At 61.7% G+C, this 20,083-nt stretch carries 16 protein-coding genes; 1 reads left to right on the top strand and 15 read right to left on the bottom strand.

Annotation, left to right across the window (positions count from 1 at the left end):
• Positions 1–39 precede the first annotated feature (39 nt).
• The 4 genes from HMPREF0178_RS18975 to nadC all read right to left on the bottom strand — a co-directional run bounded on the left by HMPREF0178_RS18975 (position 40) and on the right by nadC (position 5,587).
• Positions 40–1,419 carry a sodium-dependent transporter gene (locus tag HMPREF0178_RS18975; RefSeq protein WP_009369174.1) on the bottom strand — a complete coding sequence of 460 codons (1,380 nt, stop codon included), beginning with the start codon at positions 1,417–1,419 and terminating at the stop codon, positions 40–42.
• A gap of 404 nt (positions 1,420–1,823) precedes the next feature.
• A complete protein-coding gene (gene nadB, locus HMPREF0178_RS18970) occupies positions 1,824–3,401 on the bottom strand; it encodes an L-aspartate oxidase (RefSeq protein ID WP_009369173.1) in 1,578 nt (525 codons plus the stop codon).
• Between the two features lie 240 nt (positions 3,402–3,641).
• Positions 3,642–4,691: a quinolinate synthase NadA gene (gene nadA / locus HMPREF0178_RS18965; RefSeq protein WP_009369172.1), complete on the bottom strand. Its 1,050-nt coding sequence runs from the start codon at positions 4,689–4,691 to the stop codon at positions 3,642–3,644.
• Complete coding sequence (gene nadC, locus HMPREF0178_RS18960) at positions 4,688–5,587, bottom strand: carboxylating nicotinate-nucleotide diphosphorylase (RefSeq protein ID WP_009369171.1); 900 nt, start codon at positions 5,585–5,587, stop codon at positions 4,688–4,690. Before nadC ends, nadA begins: the two co-directional genes overlap by 4 nt.
• A gap of 296 nt (positions 5,588–5,883) precedes the next feature.
• Between nadC and mgtE the strand changes: the two genes are divergently transcribed.
• Positions 5,884–7,329, top strand: a complete 1,446-nt coding sequence (gene mgtE, locus HMPREF0178_RS18955; protein ID WP_009369170.1) for a magnesium transporter — start codon at positions 5,884–5,886, stop codon at positions 7,327–7,329.
• A gap of 393 nt (positions 7,330–7,722) precedes the next feature.
• On the opposite strand, the gene lon is transcribed toward mgtE, so the two are convergent.
• From lon to HMPREF0178_RS18900, 11 genes are all read right to left on the bottom strand, one after another.
• Complete coding sequence (lon, locus tag HMPREF0178_RS18950) at positions 7,723–10,077, bottom strand: endopeptidase La (RefSeq protein WP_232281334.1); 2,355 nt, start codon at positions 10,075–10,077, stop codon at positions 7,723–7,725.
• Positions 10,078–10,229: 152 nt separating this feature from the next.
• On the bottom strand, positions 10,230–10,910 hold the full coding sequence (radC, locus tag HMPREF0178_RS18945) for a DNA repair protein RadC (protein WP_009369168.1): 681 nt from the start codon (positions 10,908–10,910) through the stop codon (positions 10,230–10,232).
• A 67-nt stretch (positions 10,911–10,977) separates the two neighbouring features.
• On the bottom strand, positions 10,978–11,955 hold the full coding sequence (holA, locus tag HMPREF0178_RS18940) for a DNA polymerase III subunit delta (protein WP_009369167.1): 978 nt from the start codon (positions 11,953–11,955) through the stop codon (positions 10,978–10,980).
• A 30-nt stretch (positions 11,956–11,985) separates the two neighbouring features.
• On the bottom strand, positions 11,986–12,543 hold the full coding sequence (gene lptE / locus HMPREF0178_RS18935) for an LPS assembly lipoprotein LptE (RefSeq protein WP_005025780.1): 558 nt from the start codon (positions 12,541–12,543) through the stop codon (positions 11,986–11,988).
• On the bottom strand, positions 12,543–15,053 hold the full coding sequence (leuS, locus tag HMPREF0178_RS18930; RefSeq protein WP_009369166.1) for a leucine--tRNA ligase: 2,511 nt from the start codon (positions 15,051–15,053) through the stop codon (positions 12,543–12,545). The genes lptE and leuS overlap by 1 nt, the downstream gene beginning before the upstream one ends.
• Before the next feature lie 75 nt (positions 15,054–15,128).
• Positions 15,129–15,623, bottom strand: a complete 495-nt coding sequence (nusB, locus tag HMPREF0178_RS18925; RefSeq protein WP_009369165.1) for a transcription antitermination factor NusB — start codon at positions 15,621–15,623, stop codon at positions 15,129–15,131.
• Between the two features lie 371 nt (positions 15,624–15,994).
• On the bottom strand, positions 15,995–16,465 hold the full coding sequence (gene ribE / locus HMPREF0178_RS18920) for a 6,7-dimethyl-8-ribityllumazine synthase (protein ID WP_009369164.1): 471 nt from the start codon (positions 16,463–16,465) through the stop codon (positions 15,995–15,997).
• Between the two features lie 57 nt (positions 16,466–16,522).
• A complete protein-coding gene (locus HMPREF0178_RS18915; RefSeq protein WP_009369163.1) occupies positions 16,523–17,749 on the bottom strand; it encodes a bifunctional 3,4-dihydroxy-2-butanone-4-phosphate synthase/GTP cyclohydrolase II in 1,227 nt (408 codons plus the stop codon).
• Between the two features lie 28 nt (positions 17,750–17,777).
• Complete coding sequence (locus HMPREF0178_RS18910; protein WP_009369162.1) at positions 17,778–18,440, bottom strand: riboflavin synthase; 663 nt, start codon at positions 18,438–18,440, stop codon at positions 17,778–17,780.
• Complete coding sequence (gene ribD, locus HMPREF0178_RS18905) at positions 18,425–19,564, bottom strand: bifunctional diaminohydroxyphosphoribosylaminopyrimidine deaminase/5-amino-6-(5-phosphoribosylamino)uracil reductase RibD (protein ID WP_009369161.1); 1,140 nt, start codon at positions 19,562–19,564, stop codon at positions 18,425–18,427. Before ribD ends, HMPREF0178_RS18910 begins: the two co-directional genes overlap by 16 nt.
• Positions 19,561–20,058, bottom strand: a complete 498-nt coding sequence (locus HMPREF0178_RS18900; RefSeq protein ID WP_005025794.1) for a cytidine/deoxycytidylate deaminase family protein — start codon at positions 20,056–20,058, stop codon at positions 19,561–19,563. Before HMPREF0178_RS18900 ends, ribD begins: the two co-directional genes overlap by 4 nt.
• Positions 20,059–20,083 lie beyond the last annotated feature (25 nt).

The following is a 20,083-nucleotide window of genomic DNA, read 5'->3' as shown; positions in this document are numbered from 1 at the left end:
GAAGAAAGGTTCCCCTTCCCCTCCCAATCTTTTTTCCCCTTACTTCATAAACTTGTCTACATACCCCTGAATGAAAAGAAAGACCAGCACGCAGGGCAGGATGTACTGGAGATACGGCTTGAGCCAGTGGGGGAAGCGGGCTCCCTGCCCTTGATCGGTTTCGGCGATGAAATTGTTCCAGCCCCAGCCCCATCTGTGGCAGCAGAAGGAGAGGAAGAGCAGGGCGCCGAAGGGCAGCAGGTTGTTGCTGAGGAGAAAATCTTCCAGATCCAGCACGGAGGATCCTTCCCCGAAAGGCTGGAAACCGGACAGGACGTTGAAGCCGAGCGTGCAGGGCAGGGAGAGGAGGAACATCGTAACGCAGTTGACCGTGGAGGCTTTTTTGCGGGTCCAGCCCCAGACGTCCATGCAGTAGGAGACGATGTTCTCAAAGACGGCGATGACCGTGGACAGGGCCGCAAAGGACATGAACACGAAGAACAGGGAGCCCCAGAAGCGTCCGAAAGGCATACTGTTGAAAATGTTCGGCAGGGTTACGAATACGAGGCCGGGGCCGGAGCCGGGGTTGACCCCGAAGGCGAAGCAGGCCGGGAAGATGATGAGGCCCGCCATGAGCGCGACGACGGTGTCGAGCAGGACGATGTAGAGGGCTTCGCCGGTCAGGGAGCGGGATTTATCGATATAGCTGCCGAAAATGGTCATGGAGCCGACGCCGAGGCCGAGGGTGAAGAAGGCCTGTCCCATGGCGGCGGTGACGGCGGCCCAGAGCCCTCCGGTCAGCTTTTCGGGATCGGGCATGAGGTAGAAGCTGATGCCCGCTTCGCCCCCCGGCAGAGTGACGGCACGGACCACCAGCGCTATCATGAGGGCGAACAGGCCGACCATCATGAATTTGACCACGCGCTCGACGCCCCGGCGCAAGCCCATGCCGCACACGGTAAAACAGAAGATCACCGCCGCGCCCATCCAGAGGCAGGATGACGTCGGATCGCTGATCAGGCCGCCGAAAAAGCCGCCGACCTGCTCGGGAGTCAGGCCGGAAAGATCGCCCTTGATCATGGACCAGCAGTAGGCCAGCATCCAGCCCGCTACCGTCGTGTAAAACATCATGAGCAGGTAGCTGCCGATGAGGCTGAGGGGGCCGAACGTATGCCAGCGTGAGCCTTTGGGCTCCAGTTTTTGCAGGGCCGCGCCCAGATTGCGCTGCGCCGCCCGGCCCACGGAGAACTCCATGACCAAAATGGGAACGCCGACTGCCAGCAGGAAGCCGATATAGATGAACACGAACAACGCGCCGCCGTAGGCTCCTGCGATATAGGGGAAACGCCAGACGTTCCCGAGTCCGATGGCGCAGCCCGCCGCAAGAAGAAGAAAACCGATGCGGCTGCCGAGCTGTTCTCTCTGCTGGTTCTGACTCATGCTTTTTCGAATCCTCTGTGTCCTGTGGGCACGTCCGTTTTTCACGTGTCCCTGGTATACGGAAATCTCCCGCACCTCGCCGCGGGCACCACGGAAGGAGGCGGGAGAAACGCTCCGGTGGGGCGAAACAATGTCGCGCCACCTTTGTTACAAAAATCGGAGGCAGCAAGGAAGAGGGAGAACCGTACCGATAAAGTTTTTTCGGAACGCTCTTCCTTTGCTGCTTTTCTCTAGGCTCTTTTGGGGCGCCCGTCGTATCCCACAATCCGTGCTGGAAGAGGCCGCGAAGGGGCCTTCGATAAGCACAAAAGCCTTTGGAAAGGGGAGATGGAGCCCCTGCGGGCAGGTTTGGGGAAAGGGAACTTTCTGAAAAAAGGTTCCCCTTCCCCACAATACGTTCTGCTTTAGTTGATCCTGTGATGGCACCCGAGGCTGCGGGGGTTGCGCAGGGCACTCTGGGTGATGCTGTAGGCCGCCTGGCAGCCGTGGAAGAGATCCACGATGGGCTTGGAGATGGCCGTGTTTTTGTAGAAGTCGTGGAGATGGCGGGAAAGGGCGCGCAGGTCGTCAAAGGCACGGTGCAGGCGGCTGGCCGTGCGGCTGATGCCCACGTAATTCCACATGGTGTTGCGGATGGTCGCCCAGTCCTGCGCAATGAGCGCCGGGTCGTCGTTGCGTTCGTCGCCGGTGCTTTCCCAGTCGGGGATGGCGTCGGCAAGGCGCTTGCTGATGTAGCCGCGCTTGGTGATGCGCTGCGCGATGTCCTGACCGGCGCTGTATCCCCAGAGCAGGGCTTCGAGGAGCGACGTGCTGGCGAGGCGGTTGGCCCCGTGCAGGCCGGTGCAGCTGCACTCGCCCACGCTGTAGAGGCGGGTCAGCGTCGTGCGGGCGGAAGCGTCGACGAGGATGCCGCCGCAGAAGAAATGCGCCACGGGAACCACCGGGATGGGCTTCTTGTTGATGTCGATGCCCAGCTCCATGCAGTGCTGGTAGATGGTGGGGAACCGTGTGGGGATGTCGTGCTTCACGCCGGAGACGTCCAGATACATGCAGGGCTCGCCGCTGTGAAGCATTTCATCCATGATTGCCCGGGCCACGATGTCGCGGGGGGCGAGGTCGGCGCGTTCGTCATAGCGCTTCATGAAGAATTCGCCCTTGGCGTTCGTGAGGCGGGCCCCTTCGCCGCGCATGGCCTCCGTAATCAGGAAGCTGTGCGACTGGCGGGTATACAGCGCGGTCGGGTGGAACTGGACGTATTCCAGATTGTCGAGACGCACGCCCGCGCGCTGGGCCATGGCGATGCCCGAACCGGTGCAGGCGGCGGTGTTGGTCGTGTGCAGATAGACCTGCCCGACACCGCCGGTGGCAAGCACGGTGAAGTCCGCGAGCAGGGTTTCCACTTCCCGGGTGTCCTCGTTGTAGACGTAGGCCCCGAGGCACTGGTTGTCGAGCTGGTAGCGGTATTCCTTATACCGCGCATGGTGATCCGTGGTGATCAGGTCCACGGCGGTGCGCCCGGTCAGGATGCGGATGTTCGGAGACATGCGCACGGCCTGCAATAGGCCTTCCATGATGGTCTTCCCGGTGTGGTCGGCGCAGTGCACGATGCGGTGCTTGCCGTGCCCGCCCTCACGGGTGAAGTCGAGCTTGCCGTCCAGCCGATCGAAGGGGATGGGCGCACGCTCCATGAGGATGCGTTCCACGGCTTCGGGGCCATGCTGGCAGAGGTGGCGGACAGCCTTGACGTAGTTGTGATGGTGCCCGGCAATCAGAATGTCCTTTTCCAGATCTTTGGCGTCGTTAGGGTCGGAACGATAGACGATGCCGCCTTGCGCCAACGCGGAATTGCCGCCGTCCAGCTCTTTTCCGGGGACAATGAGGGTTACCTCATACCCGGCGTCCGCCAGAGTAAGGGCGGACGTGCTGCCGCTGATCCCGGCGCCGATGACGAGAACCTGTGTTTTCAAGCGCTGCTGTGTCATACTGCCTTCTTTTGAGAAAAGACCTTGTTTTGTGCATATAGGAAAGGGGGCGGCAAGGCCCCCTGAAACCTGTTCGGGATAGAGCATCCACTATGCTGAAATATGTTCAACGGAACTCCCGCCACGCGTTTTCCCCACAACGAGAACCCTCTGGGAAGGGATGGGCTCCGCAATAGCAGGGTTGGGGAAGGGAAAGCCCTTTTTCAGAAGCTTTTCCCCTCCTCCGACAAGCATCAAAAACTACGCGCAGGCTTCGAGCATCCGTTCGAGGGAAGCCTTAGCCGGAGCGGAATCCTCGCTGGGCACGGTGATGGGATCCGTGTTCCCGGCAACGATGCCTTCCAATGTGTCGCGCAGCTTCTCAGGCGTGATTTTCGCCATGTTGGAACAGGCGCTGGAACGCAGGGCTTCCACGCGGATGCGGCCTTCCTGCTCACGGGCGAGGCGTTCCACCAGATTGATTTCCGTGCCGACATAAATATGTGCCCCGTCCGGCGCATTCCTGACATACTCGATGATGTAGGTAGTGGAGCCGGCTCCGTCGGCGGCGCGCACCACTTCGGGAGAGCATTCGGGGTGCACGATGACTTTGCAGGACGGGTCGGCCTTGCGCACGGCTTCAATCTGTTCGGGGTGGAAGCGGGCATGGATGGCGCACAGGCCGGGCCAGAGCACGAGGGCGGCCTTGTCAGCCGCTTCGAGGTCCACGGCTTCCCCGGTTTTCCGCACGTCGAGGATATGCGTGTCGCGCCCGGTGATGCCGAGCTTGCGGGCGGTATTGCGGGCCAGATTCTTGTCCGGCAGGAACAGCACGCCGTCACCCTGGCGGAAGGCCCAGTTCATCATTTTTTCCGCGTTGGCCGACGTGCACACCGCGCCGCCGTAGCGCCCCACCACGGCCTTGACCGCCAGCGAAGTGTTGACGTAGGCGAGCGGGACCAGCTTGCGGCCCGAGGCGGTGAGGCGGCCGAGCACGCGATCGAGCAGCCGGGCGGGGGTCATCTGGGCCATCACGCAGTCGGCGGAATGGTCGGGCAGGAGCACCTGCTGGCCTTCGCGGGCGAGCAGGGCGGCGGATTCCGCCATGAAGTAGACGCCGCAGAAGACGATGTAGTCCGAGGCGATGCCGGGGACGCGCCGGGCCAGTTCGAGGGAGTCGCCGCGGATGTCGCAGTGCTGGATGGTGGCTTCCTGCTCGTAGTGGTGGCCGACGATGGTCAGCCTGCCGCCGAGTTTGGAGCGGAGTTCCTCAATGGCGCGGGCGTCGTTGGAGAGAGGTGCTGTCGTCATAGGGATTCCTTCGCAATGCGCATGCTGAGGTCGGCGGTCACGGCGGAGTGCGTGATGCGTCCGACGGAAATGAAGTCGGGTTTGCGGACGGTGCTTACGGTGGCATACGCCCGGATGGTGTCGAGGGAAACGCCCCCGCTGATCTCCGTTTCGATGGAGGAGGGGATCATTTCCAGCGCTTCGGGGAGCATATCGGGCGTCATATTGTCGAGCATGATGCGGTCGACCCTGCAGGCGACGGCCTCGCTGATTTCGTCGTGGTTGCGGCATTCCACTTCAATGGGCGGGCAAGGGGTGTAACGCCCGCGCAGCAGTTCGACGGCCTTGGTCATTGACCCGGCCGCGTCGATGTGGTTGTCCTTGAGCATGAGCATTTCGGCGAGGTTGCGCCTGTGGTTGTGCCCGCCGCCGCACAGTACGGCGTATTTGTCGGGATAGCGCAGGCCCGGCATGGTCTTGCGCGTATCAAGCAGGCGGACGCCCGTGCCTTCGAGCTTTTCGGCGTAGCGGCGCGTCAGGTTGGCGATGCCGCAGAGGTGGCTCACGAAGTTGAGGATCACGCGCTCGGCGCGGAGGACTTGCCGGGCGGGGCCGGAAATGCGGGCCACGATGGAACCCTTGGCGACCTCTTCCCCTTCCTTGGCAAGGCTCTGCCATGTGTAGGAAAGCTCTTCCGGGTGCGCCGCACACAGATCCATGACCAGCGGGATGACGGGCAGCCCGGCGATGATCGTCTGTTCTTTGGCTACGATAATCGCCTGAAGCCGGTCCCCGGGGCCGAAGACGCCCTCGGTGGTGAGATCCGGCCCATCCTCGGCGAGGGAGAGTTCCAGGATCGACAAAAGGTGCGTCCGCGCCTCGCCCTGAAAATATTCTGAGAATTCTGGAAGGATCATATCTTGTCCCGCATCCTTGGCAGTGCTACACGGGGTTGAGAGCAACGCCGACATGCGCGAGACGCGCGCATCCGGCAACGAGTCAGCAGCGTAAAGTCTTTTCGTTTACTAGGTGGCTCATCCGTTTTCGTCAAGATGCTCTTTTTTTCCCAACCGTTCGGGGAGGTGCCGGATACGGGCCGGGATAAAAGGCAGTTCGGGCAGAAACGCCGGTTTTGGAGGCGCGTTTCGTTTTTTTATCGTAACTTTTGGTATCCTTGAGACGTTATGCGGTTCAGGTGGAGGAGGATAGGTCCATGTCGGATACGGCCCCCGAAGAGAAAAAGACAGCCCCGGACGGCATAGCGCGGAGTCTTGAGGAGAAAGAGCGGAAAAACTCCGTGGAAAGGCCGGAGACGAAAGGCGATGAACCTGCCGACAATACCCGCCAGCGAGCCCTTTCGCAGTGCATAGAATATCTGGAAGACGGCGAATCCGAGTACTCCCACCCGGCCGACATGGCCGAACATCTGGAAAACCTGAGCCTCAAGGAGCAGGTCTGCCTGTTCCGCCATTTGCCCGCCGACGAAGCGGCCGAGGCTCTTGCGGAGCTTGATCAGGAAGTTGCCGTCGACGTCCTGGAAAACCTCGATCCGGACGAGGCGGCCCAGATCATCGCCGAAATGTCTCCCGACGACGCCGCCGACGTTCTGGACGAGCTGGAAGAGGGGCACCGCGATGTCCTTCTGAGCAACCTTGACCGCGACGACGCCGAAGAACTCCGCAACCTGCTGGCGTTCGACCCCGATACGGCGGGCGGCATCATGAATACCGAGATCATCCTGCTTGAGCAGGACATCACGGTGGACGAAGCCATCTCGCTGATCCGGCGGGGCATGGAAGAGGATATGGAAATCCCCTATTATGCCTACGTGGTGGACGAGGACGACAAACTGGTCGGGGTCTTTTCCCTGCGTGACCTCATGCTGTCGAAACCGGGGACGATCCTGCGGGATTCCCTGCATGATCAGGACGTGATCGCCGTACGTTACGATACGTCGAGCGAGGAAGTGGCCCGCCGCATGAGCCATTACAACTTCATGGCCATGCCTGTGGTGGACTATGAAGGGCGCCTTCTCGGCGTGGCGACCTACGACGACATTCTGGACATTATGCAGGACGAGGCCAGCGCCGACCTGCTCGGCATGGTGGGCGCCGGTCAGGACGAGACTGTGGACACGCCGTGGCTGGAGTCGGTGCAGATACGCCTGCCGTGGCTCATCGTGAACATGGTGACCTCCATGATGTCGGCCTTTGTGGTGTACATGTTCGAAGGCTCCATTGCAGGCATGGCCTTGCTGGCTGTGCTCATGCCGATGGTGGCGAATCAGGCCGGGAACACCGGGCAGCAGGCGCTCGCCGTGATGATCCGTCAGCTTGCCACGGAGAAGTTCGATCGCAAGCGCGCGTGGATTGCCGTGTTGCGTGAAGGCAAGATCGGCATCGCTTCCGGGGTGATCATGGCGATGCTGGCCTGTGTCGGCGTCTGGTTCACCTCCTCCTCTCCCGAGCTTGGCATGGTCATGGGAGCGGCGCTCATGGGCGACATGCTGCTCGGCGCGCTGGCGGGCGGCAGCATCCCCCTGATCTTCCGTGCCGTGGGCCGCGACCCCGCGCAGGCTTCCAGCATCTTCCTCACCGCCATCACCGACAGCGCGGGCTTCTTTATTTTTTTGGGGCTGGCTACCGCTTTTTTGTTGTAGGAAATGTGGAATATGGGGGAAGGGAGGAGGCCCTTTCTGCAGAAAGGGCCTCCTCCCTTCCCCTCCACCCCAAAGGCTCCATCTTTATCGAATCCCTGCTTACGGTTTACCCTGATGATGGAGAAACGTCGCTGGATGGCGAGTCTGAAAAGGCAAAAAGGACCGGCTTATGTCAGCCGGTCCTTTTTTATGTAAGAACGTAATCCGTTGTATTGAGGCATTGCTTGCCGTTCCAGACAGGAAAGCCGGCGCGCTCCCTCCCCACCATATGAAAGTCTTTGGAATGGGAGGGATGGGCGCGAGCCGCTCTGGCAGGTTTGGGGAATGGAGGGAAAAGTGAGGAGGAACTCCCCCTTTCTTCAGAAACGTTTTCCCTCCCTTCCCCAATTGCTTTTACTTCTTTTCAAACACGAGCGGGAGGACGTCGTCGATGCTGTCCACGGTGTGGACGACGATCTTGCGGCGGAGCTCCTGTGGGATTTCTTCCAGATCCTTCTGGTTCTTGGCGGGCAGTATGACGTGGCCGATGCCGCGCGCAACCCCGGCGAGCACCTTTTCCTTGATGCCGCCCACGGGCAGGACGCGCCCGCGCAGGGTGATTTCGCCCGTCATGCAGATGTCGCCGCGCACGGTCTTGCCGGTCAGCGCGGAGATGAGCGCCGTCACCAGCGTGACGCCAGCCGAGGGGCCATCCTTGGGAGTGGCCCCGGCGGGCACATGGATATGGATGTCCGTGTGCTCGGCGAAGTCGGGCGCAATGCCGAGCTCGTCGGCCTTGGCGCGGGCATAGGTCAATGCGGCTTGCGCGCTTTCCTTCATTACGTCCCCAAGCTGGCCCGTCAGCGTGAGCCCGCCCTTGCCCTTGATCGCGGAAACCTCGATGTAGAGGATTTCGCCGCCGGCGGGCGTCCACGCGAGGCCGAGGGCCACGCCGGGGATGAGCTTGCGTTCGGCTTCGTCGTCGATAAAGATCGGCGCGCCGAGGAGCCGGGGAAGCCCGGCTGCCGTCACACGGAATGGAGGCTTGCTTCCTTCCGCTTTCCGCCGTGCGATCTTGCGGCAGACGGTCCCGATTTCGCGCTCAAGGTTACGCAGGCCCGCCTCACGGGTGTACTCGCGGATGATGCGGTTCATTGCCGCATCGGGCAAGGTCAGTTCGCGGTCCTTCAACCCGTTTTCGTGCATTTCCTTGGGCAGGATGTACTTGCGGGCAATGGCCAGCTTTTCCTGCTGCGTATAGCCGGGCAGGGAAATGATCTCCAGACGGTCGCGGAGCGGGCCGGGGATGTTCTCCAGATGGTTCGCCGTGCAGATGAACAGCACCTTGGAGAGATCGAACGGTACGTTCAGATAATGATCGCTGAAGTTGAAGTTCTGTTCCGGATCCAGCGCTTCCAGGAGAGCCGAAGAAGGATCGCCCCGGAAGTCGTTGCCGAGCTTGTCGATTTCATCGAGGATGATGACCGGGTTGCGGGTCCCGGCCTGCTTCATCGCCTGAATGATGCGGCCCGGCATGGCTCCGATGTACGTGCGCCGATGCCCGCGGATTTCTGCCTCGTCGCGCATTCCGCCGAGGGAGATGCGCTGGAACTTGCGCCCCAATGCCCTTGCGATGGAGCGGCCGAGCGAGGTCTTGCCCACGCCGGGAGGGCCCGCAAAGCAGAGGATGGGCCCCTTGGAGTCGGGATTGAGCTTGCGGACGCTGAGGTATTCAAGGATGCGGTCCTTGATCTTGGTCAGCCCGTAGTGATCCTCGTCCAGCACGTCTTTGGCCTTGACGATATCAAGCTGATCCTTGGACATCTTTTTCCACGGCAATTCCGCCAGCCAGTCGAGATAGGTGCGTACGACGCTGGCTTCCGCCGAGTCGCCGTGCATCGTGGCGAGCCGCTTGAGCTGCTTGTCGGCTTCTTTGCGCACGTCGGCGGGAAGCCCGGCCTTTTCGATGGCCTTGGTAATGTCTTCCAGTTCCTCGTCGGCGTCGGGGCCGTCGCCCAACTCCTTGCGGATGGCCTTGAGCTGTTCGCGCAGGTAATATTCCTTCTGCGCCTTGTCCATGCCTTCGCGGGCCGAGGTCTGGATCTTGATCTGCATGGTCGCCACTTCGGACTCATGCACCAGATGCGTGATGATGAGGCGCAGGCGATCCATCGGATCGACGCACTGGAGGATCTCCTGCGCTTCCTCCATCTTGAGCCGCAGGTTGGCGGCGATGAGATCGGAAAGGCGTCCGGGTTCGTTCACATTGCTGAGAACGCCCATGATGTCCCCGGTGGGGATGCCGCGCAGGGACAGGATACGCTCGCACTGTTCGCGCGCGAAGCGGATAAGCGCTTCCTGTTCCGATTCGGGAGCGACGGCTTCCGGTTCGGGCATCAGCTCAACGTTGGCGGACAGGTAAGGGCCGCTCTCGTTCAAGTCGACGAGGCGGGCGCGCGATACCCCCTGCACCAGCGCCTTGATGCGCCCGTCGGGCATCTTGAGCAGACGCAGGATGAGCGCCACGGAGCCGACCGGGTAGAGATCGTCCGCTTTGGGATTGTCCACCTGCCCGTCTTTTTGGGCGCAGAGGAAAATATGGCGTCCGTGCGTCGCGGCGGCTTCCACGGCCTGCACGGACTGTTCGCGCCCCACGAACAAGGGCACGATCATATAGTTGAAGACCACCACGTCCCGGAGTGGAAGCAAGGGCATGGTGGATGGAATTTCCTGCAATTCCGGCGTAATTTCTTCAGATGAGGCATCCATCTGCTCGTCTTGTATTTGAGCGGGGACACGGCGCCGGGCCGGCCTCCGCCGACGGCGGGCGGGAGTTTCCTCTTTTTTTTCGTCGTTGTCGTTATCAGAATCAAACGTCATGGCTGTATCCTCAAAAGGTAGTACGGTGGAGAACCCGTGGTTCAGAGCAGTCCGTCCTCTCGTATGCTGTAACAGGCGCCGTCGCCTACGATGAGGTGATCAAGCAGGCGCAGCCCCATGCTGGTGGCGATGCGCTGGATGTTCCTCGTCATCTCAATGTCCTCGGGCGAAGCCTTCGGCGTCCCTCCGGGATGGTTGTGCACCAGAAAGAAGCCGCTTGCCTTGCGCTGGAGCACCCGCTCCAAAATGTCCCTCGGATAACACGGAACCATGCCTACCGTCCCCCGCGCCAGCCTCTCCCAGGTGAGCAGACGGTTTTGGGCATCGACGGTAGCCGTCCAGAGCTCCTCGTGGGGAGAACCGGACAACCGGGGGATCACCATTTGCGCCACGTCGCGGGGCGTACACAAAACTTTCCGTTCCCGCATCGGCGCTTCGGCGTAGCGCGCCATCATTTCCCGAAGCAGGAGCCGAAGAGCCGCGACACCTTCCCCCACGCCGTCCACTTGCTGTATCTCGGCGGGCAATGCGTCCAACACGCCGCGGATACTCCCGAACCGGGAGAGCAATTCTTTGGCGAGCGGTTTGGTATCCCGCCGCAAAAGCGCATAGCCCAGCAAGAGTTCCAATATTTCATAATCGGCAAGCGCGGTGCTGTCTTTGAGAAGACGCTCGCGCAGCCGGGCACGATGTCCGGCGTAGTGGGGTGTATCAGTTGACATAATAAGCAGTCCTGCGGGGTAAGCAAGGGGAAAAGCCCGGATGAGCCATGAGAAATGAAAAAGAACGTCAGCGGGGGGAACGGCGTTGCGCGGGCGTGAAAAGCAGCGTCAGATCGCCCATGAGGGCATCCAGCGCCTGGCTTGGGGAGCGCCTTCCCGATTTGACGGAAAGTTCGGCTGTGTGCATGGCGTCCCAGAGCTTGGCAAGCCCGGCGGCGCCGAGGCGGGAGGCCGTCTGCTGTTTGGCCTGCTGATCGGACGGGCCCATGCGGACCTGTTCCCCGGCAAGGATTTGCCAGAGCTGGCGTGCCTCGCGCTGGAGCATGGCGAGTAGATAGAAAAGCGGTTCCTCGCCCTTGGATTGTTCCTCAAGGATGCTTTTCCAGACGGAAGCGGTCTGCCCCGCCTGAAGCTGGCGCAGGAACGCGAATACGTTGAATTCGGTCGTCGGGCTGACGCTGCGGGCTTGTTCCTGCGTCAGCGGTTTTCCGTCCGCCAGCAGTTGGAGCTTGCTCAGTTCCGCGTCCACGGCGGCGGCGTCAGGAAGGAGCGTTTCGGCGAGAATATCCACGCAGCCCGGTTCCAAATCCAGCCCCAGCGCCTTGGAACGTATCTGGATGTGGCGGCGGAGCGAGCGGGGCTCCAGCCCGGGGGAACGCCAGATCCAGCCCTTGGCATCGGCAAAGGTAAAGCAGGGCAGTTTGGCGATATGCGCGGGGATTTTGGGCTGGCCCTTCTCCCACGCGACCTCAAGGCAAAACAGGGGCCATGTTTGAGGATTGGGGCGGGAGAGCGCTGCGGAAAGACGTTTCCAGACATCGGCGGTCAGGGCGTGGGCATTGCGCATCACCAGAACCCGCGACGTGGAAAAAAGCCCCTGGAGCGTGAGGATCTCCCAGAATTTGGGCGGCAGTTCGTCGTCGCCCCAGAAAACATGCCGTTCCCGCCCCGCGTCGGGATGGGCACCAAGAAGCTCCTCCACCTGCTGGCGGAGGAGCTTCCCGTCTGGGCATATGCAAAAGCTGAAACCCGGTCGTGTCGTCATAGGCGAAAGCGACGGTCTTGTCCCGTCAGGTCAGAATCGTTGTTGCAAGGCGTCCATGCAACGGCGCACGGCCATCTCGAGGATGGACTTGATGGCCGATTCCTCGTTGGCGTTTTCATAGTTTTCCTCGTAGTAGATGGGACCAGAGCGCCAGACTTCCGTATTGGTCTTTCCATCATAGACGATGAATTCTATGCTGATGGTAGCCGTATACAGTTGCGAGGCGCTTCTGTACTGGCCGTAGCTGCGGACCTTGAAACTGGGGATACGCACGGTCAGGGTATAGTCAGCCTGTCCGTCATCCACCCACTTCGCCAGGTTCCGGGCGTTGATGTCGTCCCGTACCAGCGAGCGGACCTGATAGGTCAGCCACGGGTAGAGCGAGGTCTGTTCCACGCTTTTGATTTTGAGCGTCTTGGAACCGTTGCCGAGCACGCTGTTTTCGGACAGGGAGCCTTCCTGACCGCGCCAGACATAGCCGCACCCGGTCAGCATCAGGCAGACGAGGAGTCCGCTCAGCAGTCCCGCCGCAAGCCTGTACAGGCGTCCATACCCTGCATGTGCCGAAGCCGGATGCGGTCTGTTCATCAGTTGGCCACCACGTTGACGAGTTTGCCGGGAATGACCACAACCTTGCGGACCGTGAGCCCTTCGAGGTGGCGGACGATGTTCTGTTCGGTAAGGGCGAGCTGTTCCACCTCTTCCTTGGAAGCGGAGGCGGGTACTTCGATCTTGCCGCGCAGCTTGCCGTTGATCTGGATGACCACGGTGAGCACGTCGCGCTGCAAGGCGTCTTCCTTCCATACCGGCCAGGGCTCCTGATCGATGCTCCGGGCATGGCCGAGGTCTTCCCACAATTCCTCGCACACGTGCGGGGTGATGGGGGCCAGAAGCGTCAGCACGGTCGCCATGGCGGAGGACAGTACCTTACGGCCTTCTTCCGTCGTGGCGAGTTCGTCCTTGGCGAGGTACAGCGCGTTGACCAGTTCCATGATCGCCGCAATAGCGGTGTTGAACTGATAACGGTTGCCGATGTCCTCACCGGCTTTCTTGACGGTGAGGTGTTCCTTGAGGCGGACTTCCTTGGCTGCCGCAGTCGTCGCGTCGGCGGCGGTGGAGGAGCAGGCCCCCACGGGAGACAGGACTTCGCAGGTATCGGCGTACAGGCGCCAGATACGGTTGAGGAAACGGGAAGCCCCTTCAATGCCGGTATCGCTCCAGTCGAAGTCGCGTTCCGGCGGCGCGGCGAACAGGCAGAACAGGCGGACGGTGTCCGCGCCGTACTTGGCTATCATTTCCGTGGGATCGACGGTGTTGCCCTTGGACTTGGACATCTTGCTGCCGTCCTTCAGAACCATGCCCTGCGTGAGCAGGTTGGCGAAAGGCTCGTCGATCTCCTTGGGGAAGTAGCCGAGATCGCGCAGCACCTTGGTGAAGAAGCGGGCATAGAGCAGATGCAGGATGGCGTGCTCCACGCCGCCGATGTACTGGTCCACGGACAGCCAGTAGCGCAGGGCTTCCATGTCGAAGGGAGCCTTGTCGTTGCGGGCGTCGGTATAGCGGGCGAAGTACCACGAGGATTCAACAAAGGTGTCCATCGTGTCGGTTTCGCGCTTGGCCGCACCGCCGCACTTCGGGCAGGTGCAGTTGTAGAATTCGGGCGTGTGGGGCAGGGGAGACTTGCCGTCCGTGTGCGTCTGCACGTCCAGCGGCAGGCGGACCGGGAGCTGGTCTTCGGGCACGGGAACCATGCCGCATGTGTCGCAATAGACCACCGGGATGGGCGCACCCCAGTAACGCTGGCGGGAAATATTCCAGTCGCGGAGGCGCCAGTTGGTGGTGCGCTTGCCCTTGCCGGACGCTTCCAGCGCGTCGGCGATGGCCTTCTTGGCGTCTTCGTTGGGCAGGCCGTCGAATTCGCCGGAGTTCACGAGCACGCCGGGAGCGGTATAGGCTTCGGTCAGATTTTCGGGAGTGAGCGGCGCTTCGCCTTCGGGCTGGATAACCACGATGCGCTCCATGCCGTACTTCTTGGAGAAGTCGAAGTCGCGCTGATCGTGGGCGGGCACGGCCATAACCGCGCCGGTGCCGTATTCGGCAAGGACGAAGTTGCCGAGCCAAATCGGAACCTGACGGCCCGTGAAGGGGTTGAGGCAGTAGGAGCCGGTGAAGACGCCTTCTTTTTCGAGGCTGTCGGACTGGCGGTCGATGCGGTCCATGTTGTGGGTCCGCTCGATAAAGGCGCGGGCTTCAGCTTCGTTGGGCTTGCCGCTGATGAGCGACTCGACGAGCGGATGCTCGGGGGCCAGCGTCATGAACGTCACGCCGAACACCGTGTCGGGGCGGGTGGTGAACACCTTGATGTCGCCTTCGCCGGATTCCAGTGGGAACGTGATCTCCGCGCCCACGGACTTGCCGATCCAGTTGCGCTGCATACTGAGCACGCGGTCAGGCCAGCCGCCCTCGAGCTTGGAGAGGTCGGCGAGCAGTTCGTCGGCGTAATCCGTGATCTTGAGGAACCACTGGGTGAGTTCCTTTTGGACGACGGGCGTGTCGCAGCGCCAGCACAGGCCGTCGACGACCTGTTCGTTGGCGAGCACGGTATTGCAGTGCGGGCACCAGTTCTGAGAGGCTTTCTTGCGGTAGACGAGGCCCTTTTCCAGCCAGCGCAGGAAGAAAAGCTGCTCCCATCGGTAGTAGGGCTCATCGCAGGTGGCGACTTCACGGTCCCAGTCATAGGAATAACCGAGGCGCTTCAACTGGGCGCGCATGTTGTCGATATTGGCGTGCGTCCAGACGCTCGGATGGATGTTATGCTTGATGGCGGCGTTTTCGGCGGGCAGGCCGAAGGCGTCCCATCCCATGGGATGCATGACGTTGAATCCCTGCATACGCTTGAAACGCGCCACTACGTCGCCGATGGAGTAGTTACGTACATGGCCCATGTGCAGGTTTCCCGAAGGATAGGGAAACATTTCCAGCACATAGTATTTTTTTTTGTCCTTGTCGACATGACAGGCGTAGGTCTTTTCGTTTTCCCAGCGGGACTGCCATTTGGTTTCGATGGCCGCCGGGTCATAGCGCTTAGGCTTGCTCATGACTGATCCTTATTGCTGTATAATCGGGGGCCGGATCGACTCCGGCCCGCCTTGGCGTCAAACCCCGCCAATCTATCAGGCGTTGGCCTTGCCCGCAACTGTGAGCGTACCGGCTTCCTGAGCCTTGATCGCCGCGTCGAGGATGCCGTTGATGAAGCTCTTGGCCTTGGCGTCGCCGAAGCGGGTGGACAGTTCAAGCGCCTCGTTGATGGCGACCTTGGGCGGGACGTCAGCCCGGTACAGCATTTCGAAAACGGCGAGGCGGAGCAGGGTCAGCTCGATCTTGCCGAGCCGATCCACGCGCCAGTTCTGCGAGAAGCGTTCGATGACGCTGTCGAGATTTTTGACGTTGGACCAGACGCCCTCCACCAGTTCCCACGCGAAGCCGTACAGCTTTTCCTCGCGGGTTTCGGCGTTTTCGTCCATGTCCGCATCCGTGGGATCGGGCATTTCGAGGAACGCGGTGCGGACATCCCCGAGGGTGGTCGAGGGAGAGAACTGCAGGCTGTACAGCACCTGAAACGCGCGTGAACGCGCGGCGCGGCGGGCATGGGGTCTGTTTTTGGACATGAAATGGCCTCGTGCAAAAGTGATGGAATGCCGGAAAAACGAACTTCCGGGAGCTTCCCGGAAGACAGCGCGGCAGCGGAGAAAAAACGCCGCCGACAAAACATTGGGGAACCGGACTCTGTCCGTATGCGGCAGGGAGCCGCTCCGTACCCGCCGGGCATATCCCCGGTACGGGGGAACCGTTCTTGCTGTGGATGGCTCCCCACAGCCTACCGGGGGCTTGCCGCTTTGTACGGACTGCAACGCCCGGTGTTTTTCGGAAGAGGACTCCGTACAGCGAAGTTCCCGCCGCACGGCCTCCCCGCCAAGCAAAATGATCGCGGAGGGAAAGCGCGGGAGGCGTTTTTATGAGCGCCTCCCGCGTACCGTCCTTAAATCTGCTGCAGTACGCGGACGGTCTCAAGGACGGCGGAGGCGGCTTCAACGCCCTTGTTTCCGGCCTTGGTGCCCGCGCGTTCGATGGCCTGCTCGATGTTGTCCGTGGTCAGCAGGCCGAAGCCCACCGGCACGCCGCTTTCAAGGGACACATGGGCAAGGCCCTTGGTGGCTTCGGCCGCCACGAAATCAAAATGAGGCGTCCCGCCCCGGATGACGGCGCCGACGGCGACGATGCCGTCATACTTGCCGGAAGCCGCCAGCTTTTTGCAGGCGAGGGGCATTTCGAAGGCGCCGGGAACGCGGACGATGGTCAGGTTTTCTTCCGATCCGCCATGACGGATCAGATAGTCCACCGCGCCGCCGACGAGCCGGTCTACAATGAAATCGTTGAAACGTGTCGCAAGGATGGCGAATTTGAGATCCGCCGCGTTGAGATGCCCGTCGATGATCTTGATCTGGTTCATGGGAGCCTCGTCTGTATGGGGTAAGGCGCCGCATCTCGGGATGCGGCGCGCCGTTCGTTACTTACGGTCGCCGGAAACGTGGAGCATGTGCCCCATCTTTTCCTGCTTGGTGCGCATATATTCTTCGTTGGTGGCGCAGCAACCCACTTCAATGGGCTCACGGCCGACGATTTCGATCCCGTAGCCTTCCAGACCGACGATCTTGCGCGGGTTGTTGGTCATGATGCGGAGCTTGCGGATGCCCAGATCAAGGAGGATCTGCGCGCCGACGCCGTAATCGCGGAGGTCCGCCTTGAAGCCGAGCTTTTCGTTGGCTTCAACGGTGTCGTAGCCCTGATCCTGAAGGGCATAGGCCTTCAGCTTGTTGGCGAGGCCAATGCCCCGGCCTTCCTGACGCATGTAGATGACCGCGCCCCGGCCTTCCTTTTCGATGCGGGTCAGCGCGGCGGCAAGCTGGTTGCCGCAGTCGCAGCGCAGGGAGCCGAACGCGTCGCCGGTCAGGCATTCGCTGTGTACGCGCACGAGCACGGGATCGGAGCCGCCCTTTTCGGACACGTCGCCCTTGACGATGGCGACATGGGTATCGGCGCTGATATCGTTTTCATAGGCGATCATCGTGAAGTTGCCGTAGCGGGAGGGGAGCTTGGTTTCGGCCACGCGGCGCACGCCGAGCTGGCCGTGCCGCAGATGGTAACGGATGAGGTCGCGCACAGCGGCGATCTTGAGGTTGTGCTCTTCGGCGAATTTCTCCAGATCGGGCATACGGGCCATCGTCCCGTCGTCTTTCATGATTTCGCAGATGACGGCGGCGGGCTTCAATCCGGCGAGCACGGCGAGGTCCACGCTGCCTTCCGTCTGTCCGGCGCGGGTGAGCACACCGCCGGGCTGGGCACGGAGCGGGAACACATGGCCGGGCGTCACCAGATCCTCGGGGCGGACGTCGTCGGCCACGGCGGCGAGGATGGTGCGGGCGCGGTCGGCCGCCGAAATGCCGGTGGTCACGCCGTTGCGGGCTTCGATGGACACCGTGAAGTTGGTGCCGAACTTGGAGCCGTTACGCTGCGTCATGAGCGGGAGATCCAGCTTGTCCACGAGGCTGGGGCCGAGCGGAAGGCAGATGAGGCCGCGGGCGTATTTCGCCATGAAATTAATGGCCTCGGGCGTCACATGCTCGGCGGCGATGGTGATGTCACCCTCGTTTTCCCGATCTTCGTCGTCGACAAGAATGATCATCCGGCCCTGCCGGATATCCTCCACCGCTTCTTCAACACTGCAAATAGCCATAGTATAGAGTCCTCAGCTTCGTTGATCCTCAGAAAAAGCCGTTTTCGCGCAGGAATTCAACCGACAGTTTCCCCGTTTTCGCCTCCTCGGAGGCGAGGCCGAGGTGGGGAGCCATCATGTGGCGGACATACTTGCCGATGACGTCGGTTTCCATATTGATGCGCGTGCCCGGAACCCATTCGGCCACCGTCGTTACCCGCCATGTTTCGGGGATGACGTTGACCTCCAGAAAGTCCGGTCCGCAATCATTCACTGTCAGGCTGATGCCGTCAAGTGCCACTGAGCCCTTCCCGATGACTTCCGCTCCGAAAGAAACGGGAAAACCGATGCGGATGCGCCGCGACTCGCCTTCCTGCCGCACGGACAGGATTTCAGCCACACAGTCCACGTGCCCGCTGACGATATGCCCGCCGAGGCGATCGCCCACGGCAAGCGCCCGTTCAAGATTGACCTTGGCGCCGGGTTTCAGCAGGCCGAGAGCCGTGCGCCGCATGGTTTCAGCGGACGCATAGGCGGAAAAAAGGCTCGGACCAGACGTTTCTACTGTAAGACACGTTCCGTTGACGGCAATGGATTCGCCCAAAATAATGTCCGCGAGGTCGTAAAGCGCCTGAATCCGAAACCGGGTCTCGTGCCCACGGGATTCCACCGCCAGCAGTTTCCCCTGACCGTTGATTATGCCTGTGAACATGCGCGCACCGGCCTGAATATGAGGTGTCCGTCCTCTCCACAGGGCTCCATGCGGACCAGCCGCAGCGAGAGCGCCTCGTCCAGTTCAAGGGGCGTGCGTCCGTCGAACAGCGGGCGCGCGTCATTGTCCCCAAGCACTTTCGGCGCGATGTGGAGATGAAATTCGTCGACGAGCCCGGCTTCCAGCAACGAGAGGCCAAGGCGCCCTCCGCCTTCGCACAACACGTAGGGGCAGCCCGCTTCCTGACGCAGGTATTCAAGGATCTGCACAAGATCCTCGCCGCTTTTCCAGCGGTCAAGGCCTCGGATGCGGACGCCGCGCTCGCGGAGCTGGGCCGCGCGGGGCGTGGCGGCTCCGGACGCCGTGGTGAAGAAAATCGTCTCCGTGGGGCGTTCCTTGAACAGCAGCAGGGAGTCGGGCGCGGGCACGCGCGAGGAAATGGACACGGCCAGCGGCTGGCGTTCGACCGGTTTGTCAAGCCTTGCGGTCAGCAATGGATTATCGGTATGGAGCGTGTTGCCGCCGACGAGGATCGCGCCTCCGGCCCGTCCCACGTTGGCACGGAGTTCGTGCACCTGATGGCGGGCCGTTTTTCCGGTGATCCAGCGGGAATGCCCGGTGCGGGTGGCGATGCGGCCGTCCAGCGTCATGGCGAGTTTCAGCATGACGTAAGGGCGTTTCGTGGTCTGCCAGATCAGAAAATCGGCGACCAGATCCCGGCACAGCTCCTCGCATACACCCGCTTCCACTTCCACGCCCGCTTCGGCAAGGCGTTCCATGCCGCCCGCCGCCTTGGGGTTGGGATCGCGCAGGCCGATGACCACGTGACGGATGCCCGCCGCGATCACCGCTTCCGTGCAGGGCGGGGTTTGCCCTTGATGGTTGCAGGGCTCCAGCGTGACGACCAGGGTGCAGGCCGAGGGATCGACGCCTTTGGCTTCGGCGTCCTTGAGGCACTCCACTTCCGCATGGCTCTTGCCGTAAGCGGTATGCCAGCCTCTGGCAACGACAACACCGTCACGGACAAGTACGGCGCCCACCGTCGGATTGGGAGCGGCGGACCAGCGGCCGCGTTCCGCGAGTTCGACGGCTTCCCGCATGAACGATTCGTACGGATGGCTCATGCGCCTTCTCCCGAGGGGCCCGTATGCCCGCAGCCATCCGGCGTGGGGCGCAGGGGGAGGAGCTCGAGCGTGATGTCCGCTTCGTTCAGCATCTGCATGGCCAGTTCATCCGGGTAGCCCGATGCGTACCAGATTTTAGTGATGCCGCAGTTGATGAGCATTTTCGAGCAGATGAGGCAAGGCTGATGCGTGCAGTAGACTTCGGCCCCGGCGAGGGAAATGCCGTGTACCGCGGCCTGAATGATGACGTTCTGCTCCGCGTGGAGGCCCCGGCAGATTTCATGCCGCTGGCCGGAAGGCACGCCGAGCTGTTCGCGCAGGCAACCGATATCGAGGCAATGCGCTACCTTGGACGGTGCGCCGTTATAGCCGGTGGCGAGGATGCGTTTGTCCTTGACGGCTACGGCCCCAACCCTGCGGCGCAGGCAGGTAGAGCGCTCCGCCACGAGGTGGGCGATGTTCATGAAGTAGTCGGGCCAAGCGACGCGGGACATAGCGGTATCCTTCTGTAAAATGAAA

Origin of the sequence: Bilophila sp. 4_1_30, from assembly GCF_000224655.1 — a bacterium.
Lineage (GTDB): Bacteria > Desulfobacterota > Desulfovibrionia > Desulfovibrionales > Desulfovibrionaceae > Bilophila > Bilophila wadsworthia.
This window is presented reverse-complemented; position numbering and strand designations above follow the sequence as displayed.